At 68.7% G+C, this 8,167-nt stretch carries 6 protein-coding genes; 3 read left to right on the top strand and 3 right to left on the bottom strand.

The genetic code is table 11. From position 1 onward, the window contains the following. The first annotated feature begins 950 nt into the window (after positions 1-950). Positions 951-3,515 (top strand): NACHT domain-containing protein, encoded by a 2,565-nt coding sequence (locus tag Aau02nite_RS45825; protein ID WP_212994994.1) that lies wholly within the window; start codon positions 951-953, stop codon positions 3,513-3,515. A 429-nt stretch (positions 3,516-3,944) separates the two neighbouring features. Continuing rightward, entirely contained in the window at positions 3,945-4,751 is an 807-nt protein-coding gene (locus Aau02nite_RS45830) for a DinB family protein (RefSeq protein ID WP_246595954.1), read from the top strand. A gap of 300 nt (positions 4,752-5,051) precedes the next feature. Here the strand turns inward: Aau02nite_RS45830 and Aau02nite_RS45835 are convergent, their stop codons facing one another. Genes Aau02nite_RS45835 through Aau02nite_RS45845 form a run of 3 tightly spaced genes read right to left on the bottom strand, consistent with a single transcriptional unit; the run spans position 5,052 to position 7,835 of the window. Continuing rightward, the gene (locus Aau02nite_RS45835) at positions 5,052-5,555 is read right to left on the bottom strand and encodes a hypothetical protein (RefSeq protein ID WP_212994996.1); all 504 of its coding nucleotides are present in this window, start codon (positions 5,553-5,555) and stop codon (positions 5,052-5,054) included. Between the two features lie 56 nt (positions 5,556-5,611). After that, positions 5,612-7,189: an FMN-binding glutamate synthase family protein gene (locus Aau02nite_RS45840; RefSeq protein WP_212994997.1), complete on the bottom strand. Its 1,578-nt coding sequence runs from the start codon at positions 7,187-7,189 to the stop codon at positions 5,612-5,614. Between the two features lie 52 nt (positions 7,190-7,241). Next, positions 7,242-7,835 (bottom strand): tetratricopeptide repeat protein, encoded by a 594-nt coding sequence (locus tag Aau02nite_RS45845; protein WP_212994998.1) that lies wholly within the window; start codon positions 7,833-7,835, stop codon positions 7,242-7,244. 264 nt (positions 7,836-8,099) lie between these two features. On the opposite strand from Aau02nite_RS45845, the gene Aau02nite_RS45850 reads away from it, so the two are divergent. Then, positions 8,100-8,167 (top strand): cold-shock protein (locus tag Aau02nite_RS45850; protein WP_212994999.1); only part of this gene is annotated, 68 nt, incomplete at its 3' end.

Consider the following 8,167-nt stretch of genomic DNA (forward strand, 5'->3'; position numbering starts at 1 on the left):
AGGTTGAAAAAGGCTCACTGATCAGCGCCCAAAGTCAAGCCAGGTGCGCGCCGATCAACGACGGCTGATCACTTCGGCTTCTCCTCGGGCGGTCTGCGCATCGGCGTTGGGGAGCGTATGGACGGGCTGGGCGCTCCCCTGCTCGGAGTGTTTGTCCTGGTCGTGTGGGTGCTGCGGGCTGTCGTGGGGAGCGCGCGACGATGATTGCCGCCGAATGACGCGATGCCGATGCCTGGTGCTCCCGGCATCAGGTTGTTAGCGCGGCCGATTGGTGGGTGCATTCAAGCGGCGTGAACGGTGTTGGACGGTCGTCAACCGATGTCCCGTACCAAACGCTGACCTGCCGAAACGACGTTTTGGCAGGTCAGCGGTGCCGTTCGGGCAAGTTTGACACGGAGGCTGTCACTCAACGGGCGTCAACTGCGCTCAACAGCGTCGAAGTGCAGGTCAACGGGGTCGTCGAGGATGGCTGACTCTCCTTGCTGGACGGTGAGCGCTTCCTAGTTACGGAAGTCCGGACGGCTCGGCATGATCGAGATCGCCGGAGCGACAACGTCCTACGTAACGGGGCCGAGCCGGGCGCTCGCCGGGCGGAGACCGGCGAGGGTCGTGACAGCTTCCGGAAAGAGGAGTGCGGAGCAATCCATCTTCAGCCTTCGCGATTCGTCTCGCGAAATGACCTCTTCCGGGGTGAGTAGCCCTGTTCCCAGCAGTGACCTCTTCCCGGGCGCTGAAGCATCACACTCAAGACGTTGACGTAGGACTCGCCCGTCGCCGCGAATTGCCCTGCTCAGCCGTACAGCATTAGCCGCTCTAGATCTTGCTGAAAGCCGACAGTCGGAGCTTGAACGGTACGCATCCGATTTTCCTCCGATGTCGACAGCGGCGATGGCCTTGTAGCGTCCTGCGCTGTTTGTTGGACGTGCCGCCGACATCGTCACGAGGATGCCGTGAGTCGTACAAGAGTCGCCCTTGGCGCTGCCGCGGTCCTGGCCGTCGCCGTGACGCTGACATTCGGATATCTGGCTGCGGCCCGCGACCGGGCGCTCGCCGGCTCGATCATCCAGGCGGTGGCCGCGACGATCACCCTCGCCGGTGTCTGTGGCACCGCGTTGTGGCGGTTCACCCGTGGGCGTACCCGGCCGTCGGCGACCGACATCGGGGAACACCTCGACCGATTCGCCGACGCCGTCACCCGGCAGTGGGAGAACGCGGTGATGGAACGCGGCCTGCGGTACCCGACACCCGTACCAATGGGGTGGAAATGGTCCTCCCTCTGCATTTCCGCCTCGGCCGACGACGCCGCGGGACTCCCGTCGGTGGTCCGGACCGCGCCGCTGCCCGGAACCGATCGGGTGACGCCTGCCGACCTGGCCGGCGGCGACGTCGAGGACCTATTCCGTGTCTACGCAGGCCTGGACTCCGGCCGGATCCTCCTGACCGGCCGGGCCGGCGCCGGCAAGTCCAGCGCCGGAATCCTGCTGCTGCTGCGCGCACTGCAGCATCGCAACCAGCAGAAAGACCGCGCCCGCGTCCCGGTGCCGGTCATGCTCACCTTCTACGGCTGGGATCCGCGCCGGCAGGACTTCGCGTCGTGGCTGACCGACCGCCTGGTCGGCGACTACCCGACGCTGGCGGCAGCGGGCCGTACCGCCGTCGCGGCGATGGTTCGCGACGGCCGCATCGTGGTCTTCCTCGACGGCCTCGACGAGATCCCGGAAGACCTCCGGCCGGTGGTCGTCCGCGCGCTGGACCACCAGGTCACGCACCGGATCGTGCTCATGACCCGGGTCGGCGAGATGGTCCGGACCGCCCACAACGCCCATCTGTCCGGCGCCGCCGCGGTGGAGCTGCTGCCGGTACCCGCCAACCACGCCGTGGACTATCTGCTGCGGGTCAGCGTCAGTCCCACACGCCCCGGTTGCCGGGCGGTGGCCGACCTTCTGACGCGGGCGCCGGAAGGTCCGCTCGCCCGCGCCGTCGCCCAGCCCTTGATGCTGGCGCTGCTGCGTGACCGCCTCGCCGCCGACGACGACGTCCACGAACTGCTGGAGTTGAACCGTGCTGGGAACGCGGAAGGCATTGAGGAGTGCCTACTCGATCGGGTTATCGCGCTGGCGTACCGGTCACCCGGAAGGATCTCGCCGACAGCGGCCCGGGAGCTGCTGAACTTCCTGGCGGCCAACCTGGCCAGCCGCGGCGTCCGCGAGTTCGCGTGGTGGGACATGCCGAAGTGGTTGCCGCAGGGGCCACGGACGCTGGCCACGACGATCCTCGTCACTGTCGTCTGGGGTATCGGCAACGGGGCAACCATGATGGCCGACCGGCTGGTGCTGGGGCCGAGTTTCGGAACAGCACGGGACGTGCTGATCACCGCGTTGATGAGTGGACCCAATACGGCGATGTTCGCGGCGCTGGCAGTGGCCCAACCCGGATACGGCGCGGCAGCCAGACGCCGGGCCGCATTCTCACGGACGGTGATCCAGTACGGCTGCGTCTGCGGAGCGTTCTTTCACATCGGGGTCCAGATGGCCCTCCCGCTGAGGTACGCGCCGTTCGATCTGGCCGGAACCGTGGTTTTCACGCTGCTGCTGGCCAAGAGGCCCTCGCTGCGTTGGTCCGACAGGCGACTGAGTCTCGCTTTCGACAACCCTGCGACGCTGTCGGCGCCGGTCGGCGCCTGCGCCGTCTTCCTCGGCAACTTCATCCGCTTCCTGCCCGATGGGGTGTTGTCCGCGTTCGGCGGAGCCGTAGGGCAAGCGCTCACCCTCGGGCTGCTTCTCTACTTCCTACAGCCGCCGCGCGGGGTGACGCAGGCGAGGCTCGTGGGCCCGCGGCGCCAGAGCCTCCTCGGCCGGGCGACTCTGGTGGTCGGCCTGTCTGCCGCGACCGCTTTCGGGCTGATCACGCTACTGATGCTGGTCGAAGCCCGTACCGGTGACACCTTCTCCCGGTCCCTGCTCACGTTGGCCGCCGCTCTGTTGTTCCTCCTGGTCATCCTGCCGACAATCGGCCTGTTCCCGCAGCGCGACCTGTCGGGCGGCGTCCCGGCAAGCCCTCTGCGTCTGATGCGCCAGGAGCTGCGGTCCCGGGTGGCCGCCGGATGCGCGCTCGGTCTGGCTCTTAGTCTGCCCATCGTTCCGTCGGCGATGCTGTTCGAGTCACCACCCGGTGTCACGGTCGACGCGTGGGCGGTAAACCTGCTGTTCGCCGCCGAGACTGTGCTGCTGATCGCCGCTGTGGGCGGTCCGATGTTCGCCGTCGCCTCCAGCCATACGTGGCAGACGTTCCTGCTCGGCCTGCAGATGCGCGCCGCCGGGCTCGGCCCTTGGCAACTGCCCCGCTACCTAGACGACGCCCACCGGCGGGGTGTGCTGCGTGCCCTCGGCCCGGTCTACCAGTTCCGGCACGCCCGGCTGCAGGACCGGTTGAGCCGCCCCGCGACTCCGCCGCACAGTCCTCGGCCGACGTCCGAACCGCACCGGGCCGTACCGACGCCGTTGAACGCCACATAACCGGCCGAGTGGCGGGCGTACGGACCCTGTTACCTAATTCGTGAAGCTGTACCGTGCCCGATCCCCATCCATGGCGGTGAGCTGGTGCACTCGCCGAGGCGCTCGACCTGCTCGACGGCACTGTGGAGATCCCGATGGTCGGCACCGGGTCGAGCGTCGCCGTCGCCGTCGCCGGCTCGCTGGTGCTGTACAAGTTCGGCTGACTGTTGTGAGGCTTAAGTCAGTGCTCGGGGGCGGGAGGGTGCCGAGCTGCTCCCTGGTTCGGACTCGTTGGTCCAGGTAGCGGTGAGTGCGACGGTGGGTCGTGGGGAGCAGGCAACGATGATTCCCGCCGATCGGCGTCATGCCGATCCCGGGTGCTCCCGAACCGGGCTGCCGGCCCGGCCCATTGATGGGTGCATTCAACGGGTGTCAACGGCGTTGAACCTCATGCTGCGCTACCCATTGACGCAGGCGCGACGTATGCGGGAAGTTGTCTCGATGCCTGCCGCGTACGCCCAGAGTGACCAGTTCCGTGGTGCCCGCATCCACCTCTCCGATCTTACCGGCCTCGAGATCCGCGACTGCGAGGTCAGCGGCCTCAAGATCGTGGACTGCTACGGAGGCGACGTCTACCTCGGCGGTTACTTCGAGCGTCTCGTGGTCAACGACGTCGACGTGACAGCCTACGTCGAGGCCGAGCTCGACCGGCAGCATCCCAACCGGGTGCCGGCTCGTGACGCCGCGTCCTGCGCCGACTACCGGGCTGCTTGGGATGCCATCGAGACGCAATGGGAGGCGACGCTCGGCCGCGCACGGCTGCTGCCCGAGGCCACGCTGCACGAGCGGGTCAACGGCGAGTGGTCGTTCGTCGAGACCCAACGGCACCTGCTGATGGCCGCTGATGCCTGGCTCGGTAATGCCGTGCTCGAGGAGGATGAGCCGTATCACCCGTTGGGCCTTCCGCACGGCGGGATGCCGCCCGACGCGGCAGCGCAGCTCAAACTCACCCTCGAAGCCACCCCGACGCTCGACGAGGTACTCGCGCCGCGGCTCGCTCGCATGGCCACGATGCGACGTGTCGTCGACGGGCTCACCGAGGCCGAGCTTGACCGGGTGTGTGGCCGCAAGCCGGCGGACCCATATCCCGACCAGGAGTACGTCGTACGCCGCTGCCTCAAGGTGTTGCTCAAGGAAGAGGCCGAGCATCACCGGTACGCGGTACGCGACCTCGCCGTGCTCGAGGCCGGCGCCTGACCCGTTACGGATCTCCTGCCGTCGCCCTGGTCGACCAGCCCGACGAGCCACTGTTGCGTTTGCGGACATTCCCGGGTGGAAGGCCACTACCGAATCGTGGACCCGCCCCACAAAGGAGGCCAGAGCGTCGATCATCTCCGCCTTTTTCGCAGTGACAGTAGCCGCCGATCGAAAACTCGACCTGCGAGTAGAACAACCTGTATCGAAGTACTACATCCTGGACTGCGCGCCGCAGGCACCTCCGTCCACTGCGAACAACACTGCTCGCAACGTCGTAGGCGCCTGCGGTCCGCGTGATTACTAAGACCGGCGCTGCTCGCGGGCGTCGGCCGCGTCGGTTTCCAGCACCGGCGACGGGTCGGTCGGGTCGTCGCTCCGGTCGACCACGGGCATCTTCTGTTCGATGACGTCGGCCTCCGACGCCTCCAGGGGAATGCTGTCAATGCCGAGGTCAGCCGTGCTCATGACCGACGATTCGCCAGCCGAGCCGGCCGAGCCGGCCGCCGCGGTGCGGGCGGCAGCCTTCTTGGGCCGGTTCCGCGGCCGGCGCTGCTTGTCACCGGCGACCGGCGGGGTCGGTCGCTCACCGGCGACCGGCGGGGTCGGTCGCTCACCAGCGGCCACGTCGGCCGACAGCGCCGCTACGCCGGCCTCGGGCTCCGGCGAGCTCTGTGGATCCGTCTCGGCCGGACGGCCGCTCACCGTACGGACGGTGGCGGCAATCTGCTCGTATTTCTCTCGCCCGGCCCGCGCGCCCAGCACGTATCCCACGGCCAGGCCGGCGGCCAGCTTCACAACTCTCATCGGACGGTTCTCCATCTACTCGGTCGGTCGGACCACTGGCCCGCAGCTTGGGTGGCTCATGACATCGCCGAGCGCGACGGCGGGGCGGTGCCGCCCTGCGGTTCGGTGGCGTGCATGAGTTCAGCGATGGCCGACCGGTCCGCCTCCGACGGCAGACCCCAGCCGGGCCGGTAGCCGTACACCTGGTCCAGACCGGTGGCCGCGGTGCGGCCGTCGAGGATCTCCACGGAGCCGGTGTCGATCAGGCCGGGATGTTCGACGCCGCACGCTTCGGCGACCTTGAGCAGGTCGCGGCGCAGGGTCTTGATGTAGTTGGCGGCGCGCACGCTCTTCAGCGCCGGGTCCAGTCCGCGGGTGAGCCAGGGGTTCTGGGTGGCGACGCCGGTAGGGCACGTGTCGGTGTGGCACTTCTGCGCCTGGATGCAGCCGATCGCCAGCATGGCCTCCCGGGCCACGTTGACCATGTCGCAGCCGAGCGCGAAGGCGACCACGGCGTTGTCGGGCAGCCCGAGCTTGCCGGCTCCGACGAAGACCACCTGCTCGTGCAGGCCACGCTCGGCGAACATCCCGTACACCCGGGCGAAGCCGACCTGGAACGGCAGCGACACGGTGTCGGTGAAGATCAGCGGCGCCGCGCCGGTGCCGCCCTCGCCGCCGTCGATCGTCACGAAGTCGACGCCGCGCCCGGTCGTGGCCATCAGCGAGGTGAGCTCGTCCCAGAATTCCAGGTCGCCGACGGCCGACTTGATGCCGACCGGCAGGCCGGTCTCCGCGGCCAGCATTTCCACCCAGTCGAGCAGGCTGTCGGTGTCGGAGAACTCGGCGTGCCGGGACGGGCTCACGCAGTCGACGCCCTGGGTGATACCGCGGGTGGCGGCGATCTTGGCCGACACTTTCGCGGCCGGCAGCAGCCCGCCCAGGCTGGGCTTGGCGCCCTGGCTGAGCTTGATCTCCAGGGCCCGTACCGGGGCCCCGGCCACCAGGTCCTTGAGCCGCTGCAGGTCGAACCGGCCCTGCTCGTCGCGGCAGCCGAAGTACGCCGTGCCGATCTGGAAGACCAGCTCACCGCCGTGCCGGTGGTACGGCGACAGCCCGCCCTCCCCGGTGTTCTGCAGGCAGCCGGCCAGCGCCGCGCCCTTGTTCAGCGCTTCGATCGCGTTGCCGGACAGCGAGCCGTAGCTCATGCCGGAGATGTTGACCACCGACTGCGGCCGGAACGCCCGCGCTCGGCCGCGCGCCGCCCCGAGGACCTTGGCACACGGTACGGACGCCTCGTACCCGGCCGCCGGCGCTGACTGAGGCACCGCCCGCCCGAACGTGCGGTGCTTGATGATCGGATACCCGGCTGTGTACTCGATGTCGTTGTCGGTGCCGAAGCCGAAGTAGTTGTTCTCCTTCTTCGCCGACGCGTACACCCAGCGCCGCTGGTCGCGGGTGAACGGCCGTTCCTCGTTGTTGCCGGCCACCACGTACTGCCGCAGCTCGGGACCGACGGCTTCGATGAGGTACCGGCCGTGGCCGAGGACCGGGAAGTTGCGCAGCAGCGCATGGTCGCGCTGGAGGAGGTCGCGGACGGCGACTGCCGCCAACGCCGACACTGCGGCTGCCGCAGCCGCGCCGATGCCCAACTTCATGCCGGGTCAAGTTGCCGCTGAGCAGGGGTGCTAAACAGTCGCGGGGGACGCGCTATCCGGCATCCAGCCGTTCGAGTTCCGCGGCGACCTCCGCGGCCTCCCCCGTGCCGACCTTGGTGAAGAGCGCGAGCGCCGCCCGCAGGTGCTCCCCTGCCGCAGCCCGCCGGTCCGCCGCCAGCTCGGTGCGGCCCAGCCCGGCGTACGAGTGGGCCTCGTCGATGGCGCTGTCGATCTCCTGGGCCAGGGCCAGCGCCCGGTACGCGGCCCCCAGCTCGTTGAGCGCCTCCACCTCGCCGCCGCGCACGCCGAGGTCGCGGACCAGGTCGATGGCTTCCGTCAGGGTTTCGATCGCCGCCGTGGGGTCGCCGTTCTCGCGGCGCAGGGTGCCGAGGAAGACCAGTCCCGTGGCCATGCCGAGCCGGCTGCCGACCTCCCGGCTGCGCTCCACCGCGACGGCGAGCGCGTCCGCCGCGCCGGCCCGGTCCCCGGTGCGGTGCAGGACGGTGCCCGCCGAACGACGCGTCCTCGAACGCCGGCTGACAGAACTCGCCGGCCCGACCGGTGGATCAGCAGCGAGCGCCGGTCCCGCCCCCATTGCCAGCGAAACGGCCGACGCGGCCGCCGTGGTGACACGAAGCTTGCTCATGGCGCCCGAACCCCGGCCGCCCTCGACGCCCTGAGCGGACGAGTGACCGGCGCCACTCACCCCCTTCCACCGGCCGGCGACCGGTATGCGCTACTGTTGCCGAGTTGCAGTTTTGATTTCCGTAGACGTTTTTCAGCGCCTGATGGGTTATCTAAAACCCACCCAGGCGCTTTTCGTTTTTCGTGTCGGTTTCGACGCGGGTGATCAACGCGGCGGCGACGGAGTCCGCACAGTGCGGCCTCCACAGCTCGCGAAGGAGCAGACATGACTACAGGCACCGTGAAGTGGTTCAACGCCGACAAGGGCTTCGGATTCATCACCCCGGACGACGG

It is taken from the genome of Actinoplanes auranticolor, assembly GCF_018332655.1.
In the GTDB taxonomy this organism is placed as follows: domain Bacteria; phylum Actinomycetota; class Actinomycetes; order Mycobacteriales; family Micromonosporaceae; genus Actinoplanes; species Actinoplanes auranticolor.

What these genes read in the sequence shown, in the direction of transcription:
- Aau02nite_RS45830 (WP_246595954.1), top strand. Translation starts at nt 3,945, where the DNA reads ATGCTGCGCTACCCATTGACGCAGGCGCGACGTATGCGGGAAGTTGTC.
- Aau02nite_RS45835 (WP_212994996.1), bottom strand. Translation starts at nt 5,555, where the DNA reads ATGAGAGTTGTGAAGCTGGCCGCCGGCCTGGCCGTGGGATACGTGCTG.
- Aau02nite_RS45840 (WP_212994997.1), bottom strand. Translation starts at nt 7,189, where the DNA reads ATGAAGTTGGGCATCGGCGCGGCTGCGGCAGCCGCAGTGTCGGCGTTG.
- Aau02nite_RS45845 (WP_212994998.1), bottom strand. Translation starts at nt 7,835, where the DNA reads ATGAGCAAGCTTCGTGTCACCACGGCGGCCGCGTCGGCCGTTTCGCTG.